This is a genomic window from Hymenobacter jeongseonensis (assembly GCF_015694725.1).
Lineage (GTDB): Bacteria > Bacteroidota > Bacteroidia > Cytophagales > Hymenobacteraceae > Hymenobacter > Hymenobacter jeongseonensis.
This window is the reverse complement of the sequence record NZ_JADQDQ010000010.1, coordinates 24,373-47,036: the sequence shown is the minus strand read 5'-3', so window position 1 is coordinate 47,036 and position 22,664 is coordinate 24,373. Positions and strand designations below refer to the sequence as shown.

Sequence of the window (22,664 nt, the reverse complement as noted above, 5' to 3'; positions counted from 1 at the left end):
CGGGTACTTGGTGCCCCGATTTACCACTTCTTAAAAATAACATACACGGCCGCCACCAGCAGCGCGAAGCCTAGCACGTGGTTCCAAGCCAGCTTATCGGTTTTAAAGACAAAAACGGTGCACAGCGCAAACACCGTGAGCGTGATGACTTCCTGAATCACCTTGAGCTGAAACAAGCTGAACGGCCCGCCGTTGCCCGCAAACCCCAGCCGGTTGGCCGGCACCTGAAAGATGTATTCGAACAGGGCCAGCCCCCAACTCACCATGATGACTCCGAATATTCCCAGCTTGGCAAACCACGCCATCTTTTTGAACAGGTGCAGGTGCCCGTACCAGGCAAACGTCATGAACAGATTGGAAACGGTGAGCAGCAAGATGGAATAAACCCCTTTCATAGGAATAGGTAGGTAGTCGAGGGATGAAATGGCCGGCTGAAACCGCGCTATTCGTCGTGGCCGGGGGCGGCAATGGCCGGAGCGGCGGCGGTTTCCTTGGCTTCGCGCTCCAGGCGCTGCTTCTCGGTTTCGGAAGGTGTGCGGGGCATTTTGCTCAAATCAGGGGAGCCGCCATCCACCCAGCACGTATACCAGAAGTTGCCAATAAGCGCCGTTGCGTAGCGCATCTGGCGCTCCACCTGGCCGTTGAGCCGGCTGTGATACGCCCGGCTGAATTCGCGCGAATACGTGCGAACCGTTTGGGTGCCGCGCTGCTCGTAGCCGAATTTCTGGTCCTCGGGGTACTGGGCCGTGAGCTCTTTTTCGAAGCGCAGCACCGAATCGACGGCCGCGTGCGAGCGGATAACGGCGCCCCAGATGGCGTCGCTGGGGTTGTCGAGGTACTGGGCTTTGCCCGAAAACAGGTCGTAGTCGGTGCTCAGCAGCTCGGGCAGGCGCGACTCCCACAGCCCGTGAATGCCGCGCTGGCCGGTGAGCTGGCCGTTGTAGTTTTTGGTGGTGTGCAGCGGCACGCAGGCGTCGGCAATGTAGTGGCCCATATCGGCCGAAAGGCGCATGATGCGGTCGGTGTCGCGGGCCTGGAACGCGGCGGTGAGCTGGTTTTTCATGGTCACCACGTTCCAGGGCACAATGCCGTGGCGCAGCAGCGAGTCCTCGGTGTAGCGGGCAATGGCATCGGCGTAGCGGCGGGGCATTTTAAACTCCGCGCTGTCGCCGTAGCGGTCCACGTCGAGGAAGTGCTTGGGCGCTTCGCCGGGCACCACCGTGCGCCGCGAGTCGGGCCGGGTGGCGTTGGCAGTCAGGTAGTCAATGTTGGCCTTGTAGAAGCCCACCATGGCCGGTGGCAGCGTGTACACCGCCAGCCGGTTCAGCAGCCGGTGCCCGAAAAATCCCCACGCCTGGGCCCGGCGAGCGAGGAACAACAAGGGGAGGCAAACCAGAAGCAGAAGTAGGTATTTTTTCACGGGTAAAAGGTACGCGGAATGCGGGCAAAGTCAAGTTGCAACCCCTTGGTGCCGTGGCCGGCCTTTTGAAGAAAGGCCGCGCTTTGAAGGCCGTTGGAATGCTCAGGCGCAGGTAATATTTTTGCGCGCCTTCGTTTTTTGCGCTGCTTCTCCTACTTTGGTAACATCCTTTTCATTTCTGCAATTGCTGGTTATGCAACACTTCTCCTCGTTCTCAAAAATCGTCCTCATTGCCCTGAGCCTCAGTATTGCTGGCTCGGCGCAGGCGCAAAACACCCTCACATTCACGGCCCAGGCAGCCCTGCTCGACGGCGGACGCTACGGCATGGCCTATTGCCAGGACCAAACCGCTTTTTACATGGTGGGCGGCGGCAGCCTGACGGCCCCCTTAACTGCCGACGTATTTCGCTACGACATCGCCGCCAATAGCTGGGGCACTGCGCCCATCAGCTCCGGGCAAGTGGCGGCGCAGCGCTTCGGCACTGCGGCCATTATTGCGCCCAATACCAGCGCTAGCCTGATTTATACGCTCAACGCCGCCACCCTTGCCGCTCCCGTTGCCAGCGTGCAAAGCCTGCGTGTAGACGGCACGTCTGCGGGCAATTTCAGTAACCCCACGCCAGCGTCCACGGCGGGAGTGGCCGTCTGGAACGGGCTGATTTATGCCTATGGCGGGCAATTGGCGGGGGGCGTCTACACTAACCAGCTGCGCTCCTATAACCCCGCCACCAACATCTGGACAACGCTGGCGCCCATGCCCGAAGCCAAAAACACCTTCGGCGCGGCCGTAAACGGCAAAATCTACGCCTTCGGCGGCTACAACGGCGTGGCGAACTCCAACCGCATCGATGCTTACGACATTGCCACCAACACGTGGCAGGCGCTGGGCACGCTTCCCACTACTGTTTCCAACCAGGCAGTGGCCGTGCAGGGCGACGTGATTTGGCTGATAGGCGACTTTATCAACCTGTCTTACCTGGCGGCCTACAACACCAGCACCGGCGTGCTGCGCACCTTCACTTCCAACCTGCCCCCGCGCCGCAACGCAGCGGCCGCCATTGCGGGCAATTTTCTCTACGTGTGGGGCGGCAACACCGCTTCCGCCGGTAGCGCCACCCTTTCCGATATGTGGCGGGCGAACGTGGAGAGCGTCGTCACGGCTACCACTGGCGCCGCCTCACGCTCCTTGCTTCAGGCTTACCCCAATCCGTCGGCCACGGGTCGGCTCACACTGGCATTGCCCGGCCCCGCCGCGGCGCAATTAACCGTTGTGGATGCCCAAGGGCGCTTGGTGCGTACGCTACCCGTGCCGGCTGGTTCCACCAAGTTCGACCTGAACCTAGCCGGGCAAGCCGCCGGCCTCTATCAAGTGCGCTGGGAGGCCGCCGGGCAGCCAGCCGCTACCTGCCGCATCGTGCGGCAGTAAGCAGCCGGCCCCGTCGCTCTAGCGGCGCTTGCCGTCGCCCGCAAACCGCATGCGGTAGTCGTGCTTCACGTCGCCTTTGCTGATGCGGGCCAGCTTGCCCTTCAACAGCTGCTTTTTGAAGGCCGACAGCTTGTCGGTGAACAGCACGCCCTCCAAGTGGTCGTACTCGTGTTGAATGATGCGAGCGGCCATGCCGCTGAAGGCTTCTTCGTGTACTTGGCGGTTTTCGTCTTCGTAGCGCAGCACGATGTCGGCGTTGCGGTGCACCAGCTCTCGCACGCCGGGGATGCTCAGGCAGCCTTCTTCGAAGCCCCACAGTTCGCCGGTTTCGCTCACCATCACGGGGTTGATGAACGCGCGCTTGATGGGGGCTTCCAGCTCTTCGCCTTCTTCCTGGTCTTCCTCGTCCACTTCCACCATCGGGCCCGAATCCATCACAAACAGCCGCACGGCCTTGCCAATCTGCGGCGCGGCCAAGCCCACACCGTGGGCGTAGTACATGGTTTCGTACATGTCGGCAATGAGTTGCTGCAGGTCCGCAGCAGCCAGGTCGGGCGCCAGGTTTTTGGCTTTGGTCTTGAGCACGGGGTCGCCGATGGCGACAATGGAATAAATCATAACGGGTATCTGGTGGTCAGTGGCTAGGGTAAAAAAGGGGCCGTTGCGGGCGCTTAGCTCGGCGGTGTGGGCGGCGGGGTACTGGCCGCCTCCAGTGCCCGCATCAGCGGCGACTCAAGGAACGATTGCAGGATGATGGTGGCGCTGATGCGGTCGACGGTGGCTTTGTCGCGCCGGGCTTTCTGGCCCAGGCCCCCGGCCAGCATGGTGGCGTGGGCCATGCGGGAGGTAAACCGCTCGTCGAGTTCGTGCACGGGCAGTTCGGGCAGTTCGCGGCGCAGCCGGCGCAGCAGGCCCACCACGGCGCTGGTGACGTCGGTGGGTTCGTTGAGCAGCGTGCGCGGCATGCCCACCACCACCGCCCGCAACGGCTCGCGCTTGTGATAGGCCAGTACATACGCCACCAGGTCCTGGCTGTGAATGGTTTCCAGCGGCGAGGCAATCATGCACAGGGGGTCGGTGACGGCCAGGCCCACGCGCTTGTTTCCGTAATCAATGGCAAGGATGCGGCCCATATTGCCCGGTGGTGAAAGTAGCGGCGGTGATGCGGTGCGGCAAGTATTGCCCCCGCAAAGATACGGCAGGGGCGGAGGCCCCCAATCCATTGGCCTCCTTCGCACCGTAGGAGTACTGCAACAAAAAATTACCGAGTGAGCGGCGCCCAATCCGGAGCATGGGCAATGGGCATCCTGGAGTCTGCCGAACCTGCCGGAAGCCGCGCTATTTTAATCGGCTCCGCGGGTTTTATGGGCCTCAGGTCATACTCTGGTGCTTCCAGGGAAAATTATAGATTGCACCGCAGTCGGCCTGAGGACCGATGACGTGAGCACCGGCAATTGTCTGTGAATGAAGTGTGTATTTGCGTTTTAAAAATAAACTATTGCATTGATTAGAGAAACACCTCTATTGAGCAGTTTCTTAATACTTACCTAAGAAAATTTCAATAATTTTGGTGTCCATCCAAAGCATTACTATTCGCTAGCACTTTTACCCAATCCATGCCTGCTCCCTTCCCCGCTGCTCCAGAAATTGGTCGGCCTGCTGCTTCCGGGCGGCGGCAGGGGCGGTGGCGACAGGCCATGATGCTGGCGCTGGCCATGGGCTGTGGCTTTTTGGTGGCCAACAACCCGTTTCGGCCTTCGGATAACAACCCGGACGCGACGGCCCGGGGCTACCTCCGCTTCAAGGAGATTCTGAGTTACGTGGACCGCGACTACGCCGACTCCGTCGACACCGAGCAGCTGGCCGATTACGCCGTGGTGCAAATGCTGGAAAAGCTCGACCCGCATTCCGTTTACATCCCGGCCCGCGACCGCGAAAAGTCCGACGCCTTCCTGCAAAGTGATTTCGACGGGGTGGGCATCGAATTCAACCTGTTCCGCGATACCATGACCGTGGTGGCCCCGCTCAGCGGCGGCCCCGCCGAACAAGCCGGCATCCAGCCCGGCGACCAAGTGCTGAGCATTGCCAACAAGCGGGTTTCGGGGGCCCGCCTAAGTACGGGGCGACTCACCGAACTGCTGCGCGGCCCGCGCGGCAGCAACGTGGTCATGGAATTGCGCCGCCGCGGGCTGGCCCGCCCGCTCATCCTGTCCATCGCCCGCAGCCGCATTCCCAATTCCTCGGTTGATGCGGCCTATTTGGTTGACGAGCAGACCGGCTACATCAAAGTGAGCCGCTTCGCCTCGAACACCTACGACGAGTTCAAAACAGCTTTGGTGGACCTGCGCCGCCAAGGACTCACGCGGCTGGTGCTCGATTTGCGCGGCAACCCCGGCGGCTACCTCGACCGCGCCACCCGCCTCGCCGATGAGTTTATCGGCGGCTCCCGCAAAATTGTGTACACCGACGGCAAGGGCGACCAGTACGATTCGCAGACCTACGCCCGCGTAGCCGGCGAGTTTGAAGAAGGAGCCCTGGTGGTGCTCGTGGACGAAGGCAGCGCCTCGGCGGCCGAAGTAGTGGCCGGCGCGTTGCAAGACCACGACCGGGCCATTGTGGTGGGCCGCCGCACCTTTGGCAAGGGCCTCGTGCAGCAACCCATTGCCCTGAGCGATGGCGGCGAGCTGCGCCTCACTATTGCCCGGTACTACACGCCGGCCGGCCGCTCCATCCAAAAACCCTACGGCGCCAACTACGCCGAGTACAGCCGGGAGCTTACGGGGCGCTCCGCACGGGGCGAACTGGCCTCTGCCGATAGCGTCCACTTCGCCAAAGAACTGCGCTTTCGCACCGACCACGGCCGCACCGTGTACGGGGGCGGTGGCATCATGCCCGATGTGTTTGTGGCCCGCGATACGCTGGCAAACTCCGCCTATTTCACCCGGTTGATGAGCCACGGCGTGGCCCGGGCCTTTGCGCTGTCCTTCTACCAAGCGCACAAAGCGGAGCTGGAAGGCCTGCGTTTCGAGCAATTCAACGCCACCTTCCGCATCACCGATGCGCAGCTGGTGAGCCTAGCGGCCCAAGCCGCGCAAGACGGCGTGACGACCGATGCGGCCGCCATGCGCCGGTGCGCGCCCTTGCTGCGCAACCAGCTGAAGGCTTTCATTGCCCGCAGTGCTTTTGGGCCGGTGGCGTACTACACCGTGCTCCGCGAGCAGGATGCGGAATTGCAGCGTGCCCTCCACGCCGTGGGCGACAGCACGGCGCAGCTGGCCCTGCTGGGGAAGTAGCGGTTTCTACTGAGCAGAGCGGGAGAAGTCGTGCCAAGAGTGGGGTGCTTCGTGCATATTGGGCTGCTGAGCGTACTCCACGGAAGCAGGAACAGAGAGCCCAATAAGAGGCTGGTCCCGTAACTTCACTCCTCCAACCGAAGGTCAGCGTAGCTAATCCCACCCCTCGTCCCATGTCGCACTACCACCGCCTTGGCCAGATTCCGCGCAAGCGCCATACCCAGTTTCGTCAGCCCGACGGTAGCCTGTATTCGGAGCAGCTGGTGGGTACGCTGGGTTTTCATGGCGTGTCGTCGCTGCTCTACCACGTGCATCCGCCCACCCAGATTAAGCACGTGGGCGAGCCCCGTCCCTACGCGCCCAAGCTGCTGAAAGACCGGCCGCTGCAGCCCGAGCACCTGCGCACGCTTGCCCAAACCAGCACCGGCGGCGACTACCTGACCGCCCGCCAAACCCTGCTCGGCAACGCCGACGTGACCATGAGCATCTGCAACCCGACGGCAAAGCAGATGGGGTACTACTACAAGAATGCCCAGGCCGACGAGGTGATTTTTGTGCACGAAGGCCGGGGAGAGCTGTGGAGCCAGATGGGCAAAGTGGCTTTCGAGCCCGGCGACTACGTGGTGGTGCCGCGCACGGTCATTCACCAGCTGCATTTTGAAGAAGGGCCGGTTCGTCTGATGATTATCGAGTCGTTCAGCCCCGTGGAAACGGTGCGCCGCTACCGCAACCATTTCGGCCAGCTGCTGGAACACTCGCCGTATTGCGAGCGCGACATGCGCCCGCCCTCGGAGTTGATTAGCGAGGAATTTCCGGAGGGTGACTACCTCGTGCAGGTCAAAAAAGAAGGGCTGCTGCACCAATTGACTTACGCGCATTCGCCGTTCGACGTGGTGGGCTGGGACGGGTATTTCTATCCCTACGCCTTCAGTATTCACGATTTTGAGCCCATCACCGGCCGCCTGCACCAGCCGCCGCCCGTGCACCAAACGTTCGAAGGCCACAACTACGTCATCTGCTCGTTTGTGCCGCGGCTCTTCGACTACCACCCGCTCAGCATTCCGGCGCCCTACAACCACTCCAACGTCGATTCGGACGAGGTGCTGTACTACGTGGCCGGCAATTTCATGTCGCGCAAGGGCGTCGATTTGGCTTCCTTCACCTGGCACCCCACGGGCCTGCCGCACGGGCCGCACCCCGGCACGGTGGAGGCGAGCCTCGGCAAAAAGGAAACTCACGAGCTGGCCGTGATGCTCGACACGTTTCGCCCGCTTTACCTCACGGAAACGGCTTTGCCTTATATTGATGCTCGGTATCCCATGAGCTGGAATCCGGGTTTTGTGCCCGACCCGCCCCGCGCGGCCGACCTGATGGATTAAAACCCGCCGCTTTCGTAGAATACGCTAACTCTAGTTTAACATCATGAAGAAGATTTTGCTCCTGGCCCCGCTGGTATTGCTGCTGGTATTTGTGGGCTGTAAAAAAATTGACAAGCTCCTGACATTCAACGTGGATGTAACGCAAAGCGTCACCATTCCGGGGTATTTCGTGGGGGCGCAGCTGGCGCCGGTGAGTGTGACCACGAAGTCGGAAGACTCCTTTCGCAACAACAAGACCAGCCGCGACAAGGTGAAGGATGTGTACCTCGACAAGATGGTGCTCACGGTGACCAACCCGTCCGGCGCAAACTTTGACTTTCTGGAAAAGATTAACGTGTACATCAACACGCCCGGCGACAACAACAAAATCCTGTTGGCCAACCTACAGGCCGTACCGCTCAGTACCAACATTATCAACTTGGAGCCCACCAAAGTGAAGCTCGACGAGTACCTGAAATCCGACAAATACGAACTGACCGTGGAAACCAAGCTGCGCGGCTTTAGCCCCACGGAGTTCACCGTTCGGTCCGACGCAACGTTTCGCGTAACGGCGTCCCCGCTCTAGCCTCAATTGAATAGCTCGGCAACGAAAACGCCGGCCCTTGTGAGCCGGCGTTTTCGTTGCCGAGCGTTCGGCGCCTTATTTCACCACCACCATCCGGTTGTAGTGGTCCATCATGCGGGCAATGTCGGCGGGGCGGGTATAGTCCAATTGATTGGTGGTGGCGAAGGTGCGCACGTCATCGGCCCGGGAGCCGAAGAGGCGGAGCACAGCCGCTTGGGTCGGTTCCAGCGGGCGCAGAGGCTCGTTGCCCATTGTGCCGGGGCCGGCCAGCAGCGTCGCCACCAGCGGCCGGTGGCCATTGGCGGTGGGAGTTAAGGCCACGGAGTAGAGCCAGCTAAGCAGCAGCGGCCCGGCATCGACGGCGGTGAGCACTTCGACAAACTCGCGGCGGACGCCCGCGCTGCCTTCCTTCACCAAGCGGGAGCGGAAGCGGCGCACGGGCACGGCCTCGTCGTCGGGTTCGCCCACGTCGAAACCCCGCAAGCCGGCCGCGGTCCACAGGTGCGTGGCTTCGATGTTGACGGAATCCTGAACCTCCAACACTTGCAGGCCCGCATGATAGCGGAGGCCCGGAATGGGCAGGTAGCGGCCCGCATACGTGCGCAAAAATCCAAACGCAAAGCTGCCGTCGCCCACAAACCCCGACGACTGCTGGCTGAGCGAGGCGCGCAACGCGGCGCCCGCCGGCGAGGAGTTGGCCTGCTGGTACGCAACCAGCGCCTCGGCTTGGTCGCGGCCTGACTGGGCCCAGGCTGGCTGCCCACCGGCCAGCAAAAGCAGCAGCAATAAGTAGTAGGAATATTTCACTAACCGTTACTGAAGGGATACGAAATAAAAAGGTATCAAAACTACAACAACAGCAGCGGAAATCAGGGATAGAACACTATGCAAAACCTGTTGATTGGACAGTTCCTGCGCTAAATATTATCGGTTGGGATGACACAAAATGTTGAATATCTGTCGTAAATATCATTCGTTGTCTGCTCAATTTACTCGTGGGAATACTTAGAAACCAGGTTTGAGGGGCAAGCATGATTTTTCAGGTTGATGCAAATAGCAATATTCTCACATCAACCAGGCTTAGTAGATGCATTGCCGTGAATAGGTGCTCACTGCCTAGTACCATCGTAGAGCTTCGCTACTAAATCAATAACGGCTAGGGCTATTGGGCGTGGGTGGGCAACAAACGATTGGGACATACAAACCGGCCGAAAACCAGTACGTCCCCCTTGTCGCCGAATAAGCAAGCGACAAGGGGGACGTACTGGATTTCGGCCGGACTGGCCGTTTAGCGGTTGCGGCCGTACTGCTCGTGGCTGCTCACCCAGTCGGAGCTGCTGATGGCAGCGCCCAGGCTGAGCTCGCCGGCTAGTACCACGCCGGCCACGATTTCGGCAAACTTGCGCACCGTGCCGCGGCCCACGCAGCCTAGCATTTGCAGGCATTCGTTTTGAGTGGCCAAGCCAGTGCCGCCGCCGTGGGTAGCCACGATGAGCGACGGGATGGTGATGCTGATGTACAAATCGCCTTCGGGCGTAACTTCCGAATACAGAATACCGGCCGACGATTCGCTCACGTTGGCCACGTCCTGGCCGGTGGCGATGAACATGGCCGTGATGCCGTTGGCCGAGTGCGCGCCGTTGTTGTTGGCCCCCGAAATGAAGGCGCCCACGTTGCTCACCTGGCCGTGGTAGGCCAGCTGCTCGGGCGTCACGCGCATGCGCTGCATCAGCACGTCGCGCTTCACCACGGCTTCGGCCACCACGCGCTTGCCGCGGGTGCGCATCACGTTGATTTGCGAGGCCTTTTTGTCGGTGGCAAAGTTCGATTCGAGGTAGAAATGCTCGATTTTGTGGTCCTTGTAATTCTCCAGAACCCAGGAGCAGGCGGCGAAGGTGGCACGGCCCACCATGTTCTGGCCCGCAGCGTCGCCGGTGCTGAAATTGAAGCGCAGGTAAGCAAACTTGTTGCTCAGATACGTGTCGATGTACTGCAGCTTGGCCACGCTCGATGTGCTTTCGGCCTGGGGCCGAATCTGGTCGATGTTGTCTTCCACCCACTTGCCAAAGTCGCGGGCCCCGCGGGCATCGCTGAACACGAAAACCGGGGCGCGCTGCATGGCGTCGCCCACCACGGTGCACTTCACGCCGCCGCACAAATTCAGCACCTGAATGCCGCGGTTGTAGCTGGCCACGAGGGTGCCTTCGGTGGTGGCCATCGGGATGAGGAAGTCGCCCTGGGCGTGCTCGCCGTTCACCGTGAGCGGCCCGGCCAGGCCCACCGGAATCTGGGCCACGCCCATGAAATGCTCGCAGTTGCCCTGGAGCTGGTGGGCATCGAAAGAGTAATGTTTGAGATGCTTGAATTCCTTCTCCGAAAACTGCTCGGCGAAGCGCTGGCGAGCCGCAATGGCGGCGTCGGAATAGTCGTCTTCCTCGGAGCGCGGAATGCGGGGTTTTTGGTTGATAGCGCCCACAATGGCGTCTTCTACTTCCACGTGCAGGTCGCCGAAAGCATCGGTCGAAAACCAGACCTGTACCGGGTGGATGCCTTCGGCCAGGGCAGGGGTGTCGAGCAGAATGGTGAGCGTGCGGCCCACGGGCAGCTCAATGGCCTGGCCGTCGGGGTTGATGTCGGCAGCGGGCCGTAGTTCGCCGTTGCCCAGGTCCACGCGGATTTTATCGGCCGGAATCACCTCGCCCCCAATCTGCACTTGTTTGAACCCGGTGACTTTCACGGTATCGAGCCGGTTTTTGATGCTGAAGGCCACGCCCGCATCCTGGGGCAAATTGTGCAGGCTGCCGCGGGTGTAAAGCAGCTTCAAAAGCATGGGGCTGGGAGTGAAGACCATCGTTTGGTGGGAACTGAGGTGATGTAGAAAAGAGCGGTTTGGTGCGCGGGAGTGAAGGTGGGGATTTTTAGGCGGAATATCCAAGCGCCGCCGCATTCTTCGCGGCGGAATACATGGGGCTAATGGCCACTTCAATTGCGCTGCTGCCCACGGGACGTGGCGGCCTGCAGTGCCTTTCGACGGATGGCCTCCACAGACGGCCACGTCCCGTTCGGGCGCGGTTGGCAGGCCGTTTCTGCATAAAGATGAAAAGAATGTGAAAGAATTTATGGGCTTTTATAAATGACTTTTTATTGAAAAAACGGGCACGGAAAGCACCAGAAAACCGGCCTTCATTGCCTTGATGCTCTGCTGATAGAAACGGCGATGGATGAATTTGATGCGGCGCTGCCCGAATGCAATGAGTCCTTATTGGTAGCTCAAAGTCCGTCCTCGCATCGTTGAGGTCCCAAAACTCCCGGGCCCTGGTGCGGTTCTCACCTGCATTGCTTGCCCTGGCCGCTTCCTGAAAAAAGGTGTGGCGCGGCTGAATCTGCTTCCTCCGTGCGGTGTTTCGGAATGCCCGCCGGCTACCTCTTTTCTGCTATGTTCTTATCTAGCGACTATCCCCGCTTTTCGTTGGGCCGTGCCCTTACGGCCGAGCAACGGGCTTTTTTTAGCCAGTACGGTTTTCTGCACTTTCGCCCGTTTGCTTCGCCCGAGTACGTTCAACAACTCCTGAAAGCCACGCAGGACGTGCAAGCCGAATGGCTGGCCCACGGCGTGGAAAAAGTGAACGGCGTGCCCATCAAATACGGCCGCGACGTGGACGGTGCCCGCATTGTGCAGCGCTTTGCGTTTGCCTCGCAGCACAGCCCCGTGCTGAACGAGCTGGTGCACGACGAGCGGTTTCGGGCCCTGTTTCCGCTGCTCGAAGCCGACGGCGGCCGCGTGGGCGAAAACGAAAAGGACGGCTTGGTGGTAAACCACTATGTGAATGTGGACGGTTCGGAATTCTCGCAAATGGGCTGGCACACCGACTCGTTGCGCGACGTGTTCTATGGCAAGCGCATCGGGCCGATGCTTAACGTGGGCCTGCACCTCGACGGCACCAGGGCCACCAACGGCGGCCTGCGCGTGATACCCGGCACCCACCGCCAAAGCCTGCACAAAATGCTGTTTCGGAAGAAGTACTACAAAGACGTGGATTACGACCCCAACGAAATTGCCATCGAAACCGAACCCGGCGACCTCACCGTGCACGACGGCCGCATGTGGCACCGCGTGGCGCGCTCCCCGCTCACCGGCGAAGCCAGCCGCCGCCGCGTGATGTACGTACCCATCATCGCCGGCAAATACCAGCCCAAGAGCGCGGCCAGTCCCACGCCGTTCTACCTGCGTTTTTTGCACTTGGTGAAATAATGGCGGTTGGCCTGCGCTACGCAGCCCACCGATAAAGCAAGACAATTATGGCTTACGCACTTGTTACCGGCGCCTCGCGCGGCATTGGCCGCGCCATTGCACTGCTGCTCGCCCAGCGCGGCTACGACTTACTCCTGGTGGCGCGGTCCGAAGACCAACTCCGGGCTCTGGCGCAGGAAATAGCGCAGCATCACCAGCGCCAGGCGCATGTACTGGCCCTGGACCTGGCCGCTCCCGGTGCCGCCGAAACCGTGGCCGAATGGGGCGTGCAGCAGGCAAGCGGGCAGTTGGCCGTGCTGGTGAACAACGCCGGCTACGGCCTCTGGGGCCGCTTCGAGTCCCTCCGCCTCGCCGAACAGCAAAACATGCTACAGCTAAACATGGCGCTGCCCGTGGCCCTCACGCACCTGCTGCTGCCCGCACTGCACCAAGTCCCCCGGGCCTACGTGCTGAACGTGGCCAGCACCGCGGCCTACCAAGCCGTGCCGTCGTTGGCGCTTTACGCGGCCAGCAAAGCCTTTCTGCTCAGCTTCAGCCGCGGCCTGCGCTACGAGCTAAAACACAGTAACGTCTCCGTCACCTGCCTGTGTCCCGGCGCCACCACCACCAGCTTTGCCGACCGTGCCGGCATGGGCGCCGAACTGCAAGCCACCGCCAATAAAGTATCGATGAGTGCCGAAGCCGTGGCCGACGTTGCCGTAGCCGGCATGCTGGCCGGCGAGGCCGAAGTCGTGCCCGGCGTCTTAAACAAAGTTTCGGCTGGCCTTACCAGCTTCGTGCCCAAAGGCATTGTGGAGAAAATCGCGGCCGGCATCTACGAGAAGTACTTGTAGGCCGGTCTCGGGTGAGAAGGCTACTTCTTGCTTCGGCTAATCTGCCCAGCCAGTTGGTAGGCGAACCACGCGAAGAGCGGCGCAACCAGCACATCGTAGGAGTAGTGTACGCGCTGCACAAGCACCAAGGTGCCCACGGCCATGGTCATCAGCGTCAGAACACGGCCCCAGTTGCGGCCCCGCACCGCCAGGGCCAGCAGGGCCATGGTAGCCGTGTGGCCCGAGAAGAACAAGTCGCGCACGATGGGCTGCGTAGTCACTTCAAAAAGGCGGTCTATCACCGGGTCGCGCAGCGTGATTAGGGCGGCGGGTGGGTCCAGCGGCACCAGCCACAGCGTCAGCATCCGGAGCAGCTGCAGCAAAAAATACCCCCACAAAGCCCGCAGCAGCAATGGCGGCCGTGGCAGCAGAAACACCAATGCCGCCGCAATGCCGCCGTAAATCAGCGCAAACGTGGCGGCCGACACGTCGTGCACTGGCAGCAGCGCCAACAATGGGTCGGCGAGCTGCTGGCCGGGGCGCGACTGCACAAAATGGTAGAAGTGCGGCACCACCGCCAGCAAGCCCAGCAGCAGCCCCAGTACCAGCCCCAGCCGCCCCCGGAAGCCCGCCCTTGCCCAAGCCTCCGACCATTTCTGCTGGCGGGGCTGATAAACCTGCGGAGCTGGTTGGGTAGGATGCAAATCAACGGGTTCGAGGAGCGAAGCCACAGGGCAGAACGGTTGGGTAGAAAATGGTCAGCGAAGCCGCCGCAAAAATACGCCGCAGCCTGAACAGTAGCCCGGGAGTTCCTGCCTGTGGCGTAACATTGCCTGCCAATGAACCCCACGTCTTCGAATTGATTTCATTCACACACTCCGGTCTTATGCGCCTTGCTACTACTCTTTTTGCTGGTGTTTTGCTGAACACCATTGGCCTGACTGCCCAGGCCCAAAACACGGCCCTCAACACCCGCATTGCCCAGCTGGCGGCCCAGCAGGAAGGCAAAGTGATTGCCTGGCGGCGCGATTTCCACGAGCACCCCGAACTAGGCAACCAGGAAACCCGCACGGCCGGCATCATTGCCGCGCACCTCAAAAAGCTGGGCTTGGAAGTGCAAACCGGCGTGGCCCGCACCGGCGTGGTGGGCATTTTGCGCGGCGGCAAGCCCGGTCCCGTGGTGGCCCTGCGCGCCGACATGGACGGCCTGCCCATTATCGAATCCAACAACTTGCCCTTTGCTTCCAAAGAAAAAGCCACCTACCTGGGCCAGCCCGTGGGCGTGATGCACGCCTGCGGGCACGACACCCACGTGGCCATGCTCATGGGCGCGGCCGAGGTACTGAGCCAAGTGAAAAAAGACCTGCCCGGCACCGTGAAATTCATCTTTCAGCCCGCCGAGGAGGGGTCCTTGCCGGGCGTGGAGGGCGGCGCCAAGCTCATGGTAAAGGAAGGCGTGCTAGACCAGCCCAAAGTGGATGCCGTATTCGGCGTGCACATCAACGCCCAGACCGAAGTGGGCAAGCTGGCCTACCGCCCAGGCGGCACCATGGCCTCGTCCGACCGGTTTACCATTAAAGTGAGCGGCAAAGGGGCTCACGGCGCCTACCCCTGGAACAGCGTGGACCCGGTGGTGACGGCCGCCCAGATTATCATGGGCCTGCAAACCATCGTGAGCCGCCAAGTGAAGCTGATTGACGACGCGGCCGTGGTCACGGTGGGCACCATCAACGCTGGCGTACGCTACAACGTCATCCCGCCCGATGTGGAAATGAGCGGCACCATCCGCGCCCTCAACACCGACGTGCAGAAGCAGATATGGGCCTCCATCCGTCGCATTGCCACCAATATTGCCGAGAGCGCCGGCGCCACCGCCGAGGTCACCATTGAGCCCTACGTGCCCGTGACCAGCAACGACCCCGCCCTAACGGCGCGGATGCTGCCCACGCTGCAAGCCGCCGCGGGGTCCGGCAACGTGCGCGAAATCAAAGCCGTGACCGGTGCCGAAGACTTCGCCTACTACCAGGAAAAAGTACCCGGCCTGTTTTTATTTGTGGGTGGCATGGCCAAAGGGCAGGACCCCGCCACTGCCGCCGACCACCACACCGCCGGTTTCCACATCGACGAAAGCGGCCTCACACTGGGCGTGAAAACCCTGGCCACGCTGGCGGCCGACTACCTGGGAGCGAAGAAGCCATAAGGGCTGATTCGGTTGGTGCGTCTACTTCGGCTGCTGGCACAGCCGCAGAAAGAGCGCGCGTGCCGGGATGGAAAAATCAATCCACAATCCAAAGGGCTAGTGCACCCTCCGAGTGCGACTTGACGCTAGCAAAAATCGACCCGTTTATTTATTCAGGGTAAAAGAATGTTTCTATTTGTTAGAATACTATTTGTTTCGCTTTTGATTTATAAAATCCGGGCTTTTCAATAAAATTTACAACAAAAGCAGTTTGTAGTAAACAAAATGACTAGGTTGCAGTGGAATTGATGCGAAATATTCAATTCTGCAGTTCAACTTTTTACAACAACTCCAAACGGTTTACATGAGAAAACAATACTCTGCTGCTGCACTTCTATTGCTCGGCACATTGGCATCCACCACGGCGCAGGCGCAGGACGCTTCCCGCATTCAGGCAAAAGTGGTAGGGGCCGACAACCAGCCCGAACTGGTGCAATTCAACGCGGCCGGCAAGGCCAGCTACAAGGCCAGCGAAGCGGCCCAAGTGCTGCGCCAGCAGCTGGGCCTCACCAGCGACGACCAGCTGCGGCCCGCCCGCACCGAGCTGGACCAGTTGGGCTTCACCCACCAGAAATTCTCGCAGTACTACAAAGGCGTGCGCGTAGAGCACGCCGACTATAACGTGCACGCCAAAGGCGGGGCTATTGAGAGCATCAGCGGCGACTTTGAGAAAATCGCTGGCCTCAACACCACGCCCGCCCTGAACGAAGCCACCGCCCTAAGCCGGGCTCTGGCCAAAGTAGGCGCCCGCAAATACATGTGGCAGGACCCCGCCGAAGAGGCCGGCCTGAAGCAGCAGGAAAACGACCAGGCCGCCACCTACCTGCCCAAGGGCGAGCTGGTGATTGTGCGCGACCGCCGCATCAGCGCCGATAACGCGCCCCTGGTACTGGCTTGGAAATTCAACGTGTATGCGCAGCAGCCCGTCAGCCGCGCTTATATCTACATCGATGCCCGCACGGGCAAGGTGGTGTTGCAGGACAACATCATTAAGCACGTAGCGGCTACTGGTTCGTTTGCGACCAAGTACTCGGGAACGGTAAGCAGCGCCACCGAAACCGCCACCGGCGGCTACCGCCTGCGCGAGCTGACCCGCGGCCTGGGCATCGAAACCTACAACGCCCGCAAGGGCAACAGCTACACCACGGCCGTTGACTTCATCGACGCCGACAACAGCTGGACGGAATACAACAACGCCAACTTCGACAACGCGGCCCTCGACGCCCATTGGGGTGCGCAAAGCACCTACGACTACTTCAAGAACGTTCACGCCCGCAATTCCTACAACAACGCCGGCGCCAAAATCAAGAGCTACGTGCACTTCGACGACACCCCCGGCGACGGCGTAGGTTTCGAAAATGCGTACTGGAACGGCTCGGTGATGACCTACGGCGACGGCGCCAGCCGCTTCGACCCGTTGACGTCGCTCGACGTGGCGGCCCACGAAATCGGCCACGCCGTATGCTCCAGCACCGCCAACCTGACGTATGCCAACGAGTCCGGCGCACTCAATGAGGGCTTCTCCGATATCTGGGGCGCTTGCGTGGAGTACTACAAGGCACCCACCAAAGCCACGTGGCTCATTGGCGAAGACATCGACAAAGTGCGGCCTTCGCTGCGCTCGATGAGCAACCCCAACGCCGAAGGCCAGCCCGACACTTACAAAGGCACCAGCTGGGCGCCTACCAGCACCGCCCCCAGCAATGCTAATGACCAGGGCGGTGTGCACACCAACTCGGGCGTGCTCAACCACTGGTTCTACATCCTGAGCGTGGGCAAAGCCGGCACCAACGACATCGGCAGCGCCTACAGCGTTACCGGTATCGGCATCGACGCGGCCGCCAAAATTGCGTACCGCACCGAGAGTGTGTACCTCACGGCTTCTTCGAACTACGCCGCGGCTCGCACCTACTCCATTCAGTCGGCTACCGACTTGTATGGCGCCGGTTCGGCCCAGGTAACGGCTGTTACCAATGCGTGGTACGCCGTGGGCGTGGGCGCCGCAGCGGGTGGCACCACGCCTCCCCCCACCGGCACGCCCACCTACTGCACCAGCAAAGGCACCAGCCAGGCCTATGAGTGGATTGACCTCGTAAACCTGGGCACCATCAACCGCACGTCGGCCAAAGACGCCGGCTACTACAACGGCACAGCGTTGAGCACCAGCATTGCCGCAGGTTCGTCGCAGACCATCCGCTTCTCGGCCGCCTTCACCAGCACCGCCTACACCGAGAACTGGAAGATTTACATTGACTACAACAAGAACGGCTTGTTCACCGACGCCGGCGAATTGGTGGTGAGCGGCAGCAGCGCCAGCGCGGCCACCCTCAGCGGCACCTTCACGGTGCCCACCACGGCCCGCACAGGCGCTACCCGCCTGCGCGTGATTCTGAGCGACAACGCAGCCACCACCAGCTGCAACACCTACAGCTACGGCGAAACCGAAGACTACACGGTGAACATCACCGGCGGCGCGGCCATCGCGGGCGGCACTTACAGCCTGACCGGTGGCGACTCGATGCCGCTCGGCAATGAGTTAGCCCGCGGCCTGGAAGTGTACCCGAACCCCGCCACCGATGCCGTACGCCTCGTGCTGCCCGGCAATGCCGAAGCCACCAGCGTGGTCCTGACCGATGTTCGCGGAGTGCGCATCGCGGGTGCTACCTACAGCAACGGCACCTTGAACATCAGTGGCCTAGCCAAGGGCATGTACACCCTAAGCGTGAGCGACGGGCAGAAAGTGTTCCACCAGCGCTTCGTGAAGCAATAAATAAGCTTCGGAGCTAAGAAAAAAGGGCCGTCAGCATTGCTGGCGGCCCTTTTTCGTGTGGCTGAGTTTCGTTCTGCCTGGTTGGCTCTCGCGCAACCTAGCGCAGCGAATAATCCAGCTTCAGCATCAGCGTACCAAATCCATCTTTGTTGAGCGAGGCGCCGCCGAGACGGGTGCTGGCGTCGTCCAGCTGGTCGGTGGTGGTGAAGTAGTAGTTGCCCTCCAAGCCGGCGCGCAACTGGTCGGTGAGGCGTACCTGGAAGCCGGCCCCCACGGGAGCTACGCCCGCCAGGGCCGGGTAGTCGTTGCGCTCGGGGCGGAAGTAAGACGTTGTTGAGCTGGGGCGTTCCGTGCCCGTGTAAGCGCGCGGACTATAGAGCAACAGCCCCGCGCCGCCCTGCACATAGAGCTGAAACTTGGGGGCTTCGGCGCGCGTGGCAGCATAAATAGATTCGTCGCGCAACAAGTCGAACCGTAAAAAGACTGTGCCCAGCCCGTTGTTGCTGGTGAAGGCCAAGCCGCGTTCCTTGGCTTGGTCGCGGGCTCCCATGTTGACGAACGAAAACTCGCTTCCGATGTGCAGGTGCGTGGTCAGCCGGTACCGCACCCCCAAGCTCACGGCCGGCCCAAAGAAGTTGTCGGCTGGGCTGTTGCCCAGGTCTCCGTCGTAAAAAGCGGTGCCACCGCCGAGGGTGACGTGCAAGGGGCCCCGGTAGTACGGGCGGCCCTGCGAATCGTAGTGGCGCACTTGCCGGGTGTATTGGGCCTGAGCTGTTGAGGTACCAAATACTCCCGCCGCTACAAGGCCAAAAATCAACGCGCGAATCCGCATGCTATCCAAAATGAGTGAAAGAAAACCGTTTATACGGCTGCCAACGCTCAATCTGCCAAATCCGTGCCTTTTCTTTCCGCTTACTTGAACTTTCCCTGGGGGTCAGGCTGCTTGGCTAGCAAATCGGTGATGAGGTCAAAGTCAAGGCTGCCAACGCTTTGGACCTGGCCTTTGTGCACTGCTTCCCAGGCTTCCGGATACTTCTCCTCGTAATACAGGCCGCGGGCCAGCTGCTGCCACGCCGTACCGTTATTGGGCTCGAGGGCGGTGACGCGTTGGAGTAGTTCCATGCCGGTTTTGAGGTCCTTTTTCTTCTTGGTCTGGTTGTAGCGCATGAGGTAACTCGTGCCCAAATCGCTCATCAGTAAGGTGCTGCTGGGCGACAGAGCCAAGCCCTTGGTAAGCAGGCCAATGGCCGCGTCGGGCGTGGGCTGGGCACTGGCCACAATGCCCAAACCGCGAAAAGCCTCAGCATTTTGAGGATTGAAAAGCCAAGCCAAGTTGAAGCGATACGCGGCCGTATCGGGCTGGTTTTCGCGGAGGTACTCGTAGCCTTTGGTGGTAAAAAACGTGCTGGCTTCGGTGGTGGAGGCAAAGCTGGCGGCAATGGCTTTGAGCTGCGCCTCGCCAATCAGCTGCGTGGCCTGCGCGGGCGTGAGGCCGCCGAACAGGGGTTTCAACCGGGCTGGCTGCGCTACAGTTGCCGCCGAAGTAGTGCCAGCCAGGCTGCCATCGGCATTGGCAGCGGACGTGGTACGACCCTTGCGCTGGGCCTGGGCCGGCGCAGCAAACAACAGCCCCAGCAGCAGAAATGCGGCCAGCGACTGCGAAGCGGTTTTGAGCGAAGTGGAAATCAACACGGAGATGAAAATTAAAAAGGGTAAGGGCCCAACCGCTATAAAAACGGCTGAACACGGTTTCGGACAAAGATAAAGCCAATAGTGCCAAGGCCCTGCCCTAGCCCTTCCCGAGGTCTTCGGCAAACTGTAACGGGTGCCAGGGCGTAGGTGAGCGACCTCGCCACTACTTGGCGACGGACTTTACTGCTTGCTGACTGTATGCGTCGTTTCTTTTTGTTGCTGCCCGTGGCCCTGCTGCTGGCCGCTGTGGTAGTGGTGCTGGCCACCGAATATGTGGTGGCCCGCCCCAGCCGCCGCGCCAAAGACGTAGCTTACCTGCCCACCACGGCTCCGGGTTTCGATAAAGAACGCAACATTCTGGACGTCTATTCACCCCGAGAAAAGGCTGCTACGGCGGCTGGCTACCCCGTGGTGTTGTTCATCCACGGCGGCAGCTGGACCAGCGGCAACAAGAATATTTACACCTTTATCGGACGCCGCTTGGCCAAGCAAGGGGTGGTGGCTGTGATAATCAACTACCGCCTTGCCCCGCCAATACACGTGCCCGAGCAAGCCGCCGACTGTGCCCGCGCCCTAGCATGGACCGTACAAAACATCAATTCCTACGGCGGCGACCCCGCCCGTGTATTCGTGATGGGCCACTCGGCCGGCGGCGGCTTGGCAGCCCTGCTGGCTACCGACAATGCCCTGCTCGCCGCCAACGGCCTGCCCCAAAACCCCGTGCGCGGCGCCATTATGGACGACCCGGCGGGGCTTGATATGTACAGCTACTTGAAGGAAATGAAGTACGAAGGCGACCAGCAGTACCTCGTCCCCTTCGGTAGCGACCCCGTGGTGTGGAAGGAGCAGTCGCCCATCTACAAGATTAAGGCAGGCATGCCGCCGTTTATTTTCTTTATCGGCGGCGAGACATATCCCAGCATCAGCGGCAGCTCAGGCCGTTTCCGTGACCGGCTGAAGGCCATTGGCCAGCCGGCGCCCTATACCATCATCCCGGGCCGCCACCACATTCCCATGGTGCTCCAGTTGTATTGGCAGCACAACATCATCTACAAAAGCTTGCTGAAGATGGTGGGGGCGTAGTGCTTTTAGCCAAATAATCCGCCTTGCCGCACCGGCTGCTCAAATTCCAGTAGCCACTTCTTGCGGTGCATGCCACCGGCGTAACCCGTCAGGCTGCCATCGGCGCCGATAACGCGGTGGCAGGGCCACACAATGGCCAGCGGGTTTTGCCCATTGGCCGCGCCCACGGCTCGCACCGATTTGGGGTTGTTCAGTAGCTTGGCCACATCGAGGTAAGAAGCTGTGCGCCCGTACCCAATGCCGCCCAACGCTTGCCATACTTGGCTCTGGAAATCAGTGCCGAAAGCGGGTGCGTAAGTCAGGCTGAACTCGCGCAGTTCGCGGCCGAAATAGGCTTGCAACTGGCGATGCCCTTCCTGCAAACAAGCGGGCACCACATGAAAAGGCGTAGCCGTGTGTCCTTCGGTGTGATGAAAGCTGACCGCGCTCAATCCGGCATCGGAACCCGTGAGCCCGAGCAGGCCCAAGGGAGAATCGAGGTACGCCGTGGTTGTCATGGGGCAAAAGTAGGAGCGCCCCGTGATTTTGATTGCTACCTACCTGCTGGGTGGGATGGCAGCGGCTACCAGGGCCTGGGCCTCACGCAAAGCCTCGGCGCTGGGCTGGTGCAGTACGCGGGCGGGGCCGGGCTGGCTGAGGTCAGCGTCCCAGAGGCCGGACTGGTGCCACTGGTCGAGGTGGTCCCAATCGGGCCGGTCGACGATGGGGTAGAGGCAGGCGCCCCACAGCGGCAGGCCGTCGGCCACCACGGCGGCGCACTCCTCGCCAATCATGCGCAGCCACTGCGGCCGGTCGAGGCCCGGGTGGCTGGTTTCGGTGAGGGCGAAGGGGCGGCGGTAGCGCTTGTAAGCGTTGCGCAAGAGGGTGCGTAAAGGGTGCCAGCGCGGGTCGTGCACGTCGTCGTTCCAACCGAGCTTCAGGTCGGTGTGGTTCTGCCACTGGTTGTCGTAGTAGTAATTGAAGCCCACAATGTCGAGCAGTTCCGGGCGGCCGCCCAGCTCCGGGCACATGCGGCCGCAGAGAATGTCGGTGGCCTGAAACTGGTTGCGGTGCGCTTCATCGGCCTCGCGTCGCTGCCGGGGCGTGGGCCGTGGGGGCGGCACAATGTTCACGAGCGGCTCGGTGGTGAGAATGCGGATGCCGGGGTCGGCCTCGCGCAATGCGTGAGCGCCCTCAATGTAAGCGCGCATCAGGCCGTACTTTACTTCCCAGCCCTGGTGGGTGCAGTAGGGCACCGTGCCCCGGGCATCGCCGCCGAGCCAGGAAATGAAGCTGACCTCGTTGATGGGCGTGACAATTAGAACATCGTCGGGCCGCTGGTTGCGGTAGAACGCCACAAAGGCGCGGCACAGCGCAGCAAAGCGCCGGGCAAACAGCGGATGCAGCGGCGTCAGGTCGTCGGGGTAGCCGAAGTGGCACAAATCCCACACTTGCTGAATGCCGTGGCGCTGGCCAGCGGCCAACATGGTTTGCACCGTGCTGAAATCGTACTGATAGGGCGTTTTCTCAATGTGGGCCCAACGAATTCCCTCGCGCACGGTGCGCACCTGGAACTGACCCAGGGCCGCATAATCCTCGTCAATTAGCTGCAAATGGCCGGTGAGGGGCAGGAAATCGACGCGGTGCCCGAAGCAATTGAGCTGGTCCGTGCATTCGTAGCCGCCCATCCAAAACGAACGGAACGGGTTGGAGGAAGATAAAATCATAGAAATAAGCTAACAGGAAGCGCTGCA

General features: G+C 61.0%; 20 protein-coding genes. 9 read left to right on the top strand and 11 right to left on the bottom strand.

All coding sequences use genetic code 11. The features are described 5' to 3' along the window. Positions 1 to 20: 20 nt before the first annotated feature. Together I2I05_RS17675 and I2I05_RS17670 are read right to left on the bottom strand one after the other, a co-directional pair. Positions 21 to 395 carry a DMT family protein gene (locus I2I05_RS17675; RefSeq protein WP_196283590.1) on the bottom strand — a complete coding sequence of 125 codons (375 nt, stop codon included), beginning with the start codon at positions 393 to 395 and terminating at the stop codon, positions 21 to 23. Between the two features lie 47 nt (positions 396 to 442). Further along, entirely contained in the window at positions 443 to 1,420 is a 978-nt protein-coding gene (locus I2I05_RS17670) for a zinc dependent phospholipase C family protein (RefSeq protein WP_317192372.1), read from the bottom strand. A 193-nt stretch (positions 1,421 to 1,613) separates the two neighbouring features. On the opposite strand from I2I05_RS17670, the gene I2I05_RS17665 reads away from it, so the two are divergent. Beyond that, the gene (locus I2I05_RS17665) at positions 1,614 to 2,846 is read left to right on the top strand and encodes a kelch repeat-containing protein (RefSeq protein ID WP_196283589.1); all 1,233 of its coding nucleotides are present in this window, start codon (positions 1,614 to 1,616) and stop codon (positions 2,844 to 2,846) included. An 18-nt stretch (positions 2,847 to 2,864) separates the two neighbouring features. Here I2I05_RS17665 and def read toward each other — a convergent pair whose 3' ends face one another. Then, entirely contained in the window at positions 2,865 to 3,464 is a 600-nt protein-coding gene (gene def, locus I2I05_RS17660) for a peptide deformylase (RefSeq protein ID WP_196283588.1), read from the bottom strand. Between the two features lie 53 nt (positions 3,465 to 3,517). After that, a complete protein-coding gene (gene ruvX / locus I2I05_RS17655; protein ID WP_196283587.1) occupies positions 3,518 to 3,979 on the bottom strand; it encodes a Holliday junction resolvase RuvX in 462 nt (153 codons plus the stop codon). A 483-nt stretch (positions 3,980 to 4,462) separates the two neighbouring features. Between ruvX and I2I05_RS17650 the strand changes: the two genes are divergently transcribed. From I2I05_RS17650 to I2I05_RS17640, 3 genes are all read left to right on the top strand, one after another. Beyond that, the gene (locus I2I05_RS17650) at positions 4,463 to 6,139 is read left to right on the top strand and encodes a S41 family peptidase (protein WP_196283586.1); all 1,677 of its coding nucleotides are present in this window, start codon (positions 4,463 to 4,465) and stop codon (positions 6,137 to 6,139) included. 173 nt (positions 6,140 to 6,312) lie between these two features. Continuing rightward, the gene (locus tag I2I05_RS17645) at positions 6,313 to 7,518 is read left to right on the top strand and encodes a homogentisate 1,2-dioxygenase (protein WP_196283585.1); all 1,206 of its coding nucleotides are present in this window, start codon (positions 6,313 to 6,315) and stop codon (positions 7,516 to 7,518) included. Positions 7,519 to 7,561: 43 nt separating this feature from the next. Further along, on the top strand, positions 7,562 to 8,083 hold the full coding sequence (locus I2I05_RS17640; protein ID WP_196283584.1) for a hypothetical protein: 522 nt from the start codon (positions 7,562 to 7,564) through the stop codon (positions 8,081 to 8,083). Positions 8,084 to 8,158: 75 nt separating this feature from the next. Here I2I05_RS17640 and I2I05_RS17635 read toward each other — a convergent pair whose 3' ends face one another. Both I2I05_RS17635 and I2I05_RS17630 read right to left on the bottom strand, forming a co-directional pair. Then, a complete protein-coding gene (locus I2I05_RS17635) occupies positions 8,159 to 8,890 on the bottom strand; it encodes a hypothetical protein (protein ID WP_196283583.1) in 732 nt (243 codons plus the stop codon). A 481-nt stretch (positions 8,891 to 9,371) separates the two neighbouring features. Beyond that, positions 9,372 to 10,913, bottom strand: coding sequence for a hydroxymethylglutaryl-CoA reductase (locus tag I2I05_RS17630; RefSeq protein ID WP_317192371.1), 1,542 nt, complete (start codon positions 10,911 to 10,913; stop codon positions 9,372 to 9,374). A 606-nt stretch (positions 10,914 to 11,519) separates the two neighbouring features. Between I2I05_RS17630 and I2I05_RS17625 the strand changes: the two genes are divergently transcribed. Together I2I05_RS17625 and I2I05_RS17620 are read left to right on the top strand one after the other, a co-directional pair. Beyond that, complete coding sequence (locus I2I05_RS17625; protein ID WP_196283581.1) at positions 11,520 to 12,335, top strand: phytanoyl-CoA dioxygenase family protein; 816 nt, start codon at positions 11,520 to 11,522, stop codon at positions 12,333 to 12,335. A gap of 47 nt (positions 12,336 to 12,382) precedes the next feature. After that, the gene (locus I2I05_RS17620; RefSeq protein ID WP_196283580.1) at positions 12,383 to 13,168 is read left to right on the top strand and encodes an SDR family NAD(P)-dependent oxidoreductase; all 786 of its coding nucleotides are present in this window, start codon (positions 12,383 to 12,385) and stop codon (positions 13,166 to 13,168) included. Positions 13,169 to 13,188: 20 nt separating this feature from the next. On the opposite strand, the gene I2I05_RS22380 is transcribed toward I2I05_RS17620, so the two are convergent. Continuing rightward, on the bottom strand, positions 13,189 to 13,878 hold the full coding sequence (locus tag I2I05_RS22380; protein ID WP_196283579.1) for a phosphatase PAP2-related protein: 690 nt from the start codon (positions 13,876 to 13,878) through the stop codon (positions 13,189 to 13,191). Between the two features lie 155 nt (positions 13,879 to 14,033). On the opposite strand from I2I05_RS22380, the gene I2I05_RS17610 reads away from it, so the two are divergent. Further along, positions 14,034 to 15,347: an amidohydrolase gene (locus tag I2I05_RS17610; RefSeq protein WP_196283578.1), complete on the top strand. Its 1,314-nt coding sequence runs from the start codon at positions 14,034 to 14,036 to the stop codon at positions 15,345 to 15,347. A gap of 343 nt (positions 15,348 to 15,690) precedes the next feature. Next, positions 15,691 to 18,156: a M4 family metallopeptidase gene (locus I2I05_RS17605; protein WP_196283577.1), complete on the top strand. Its 2,466-nt coding sequence runs from the start codon at positions 15,691 to 15,693 to the stop codon at positions 18,154 to 18,156. A 97-nt stretch (positions 18,157 to 18,253) separates the two neighbouring features. Here the strand turns inward: I2I05_RS17605 and I2I05_RS17600 are convergent, their stop codons facing one another. Then, entirely contained in the window at positions 18,254 to 18,988 is a 735-nt protein-coding gene (locus I2I05_RS17600; RefSeq protein WP_196283576.1) for an outer membrane beta-barrel protein, read from the bottom strand. Positions 18,989 to 19,068: 80 nt separating this feature from the next. Continuing rightward, a complete protein-coding gene (locus I2I05_RS17595) occupies positions 19,069 to 19,848 on the bottom strand; it encodes a tetratricopeptide repeat protein (protein ID WP_196283575.1) in 780 nt (259 codons plus the stop codon). Positions 19,849 to 20,046: 198 nt separating this feature from the next. On the opposite strand from I2I05_RS17595, the gene I2I05_RS17590 reads away from it, so the two are divergent. After that, on the top strand, positions 20,047 to 20,931 hold the full coding sequence (locus I2I05_RS17590; RefSeq protein ID WP_196283574.1) for an alpha/beta hydrolase: 885 nt from the start codon (positions 20,047 to 20,049) through the stop codon (positions 20,929 to 20,931). Between the two features lie 5 nt (positions 20,932 to 20,936). On the opposite strand, the gene I2I05_RS17585 is transcribed toward I2I05_RS17590, so the two are convergent. Beyond that, the gene (locus tag I2I05_RS17585; RefSeq protein ID WP_196283573.1) at positions 20,937 to 21,428 is read right to left on the bottom strand and encodes a methylated-DNA--[protein]-cysteine S-methyltransferase; all 492 of its coding nucleotides are present in this window, start codon (positions 21,426 to 21,428) and stop codon (positions 20,937 to 20,939) included. A 39-nt stretch (positions 21,429 to 21,467) separates the two neighbouring features. Beyond that, complete coding sequence (locus I2I05_RS17580; protein ID WP_196283572.1) at positions 21,468 to 22,637, bottom strand: amine oxidase; 1,170 nt, start codon at positions 22,635 to 22,637, stop codon at positions 21,468 to 21,470. Positions 22,638 to 22,664 lie beyond the last annotated feature (27 nt).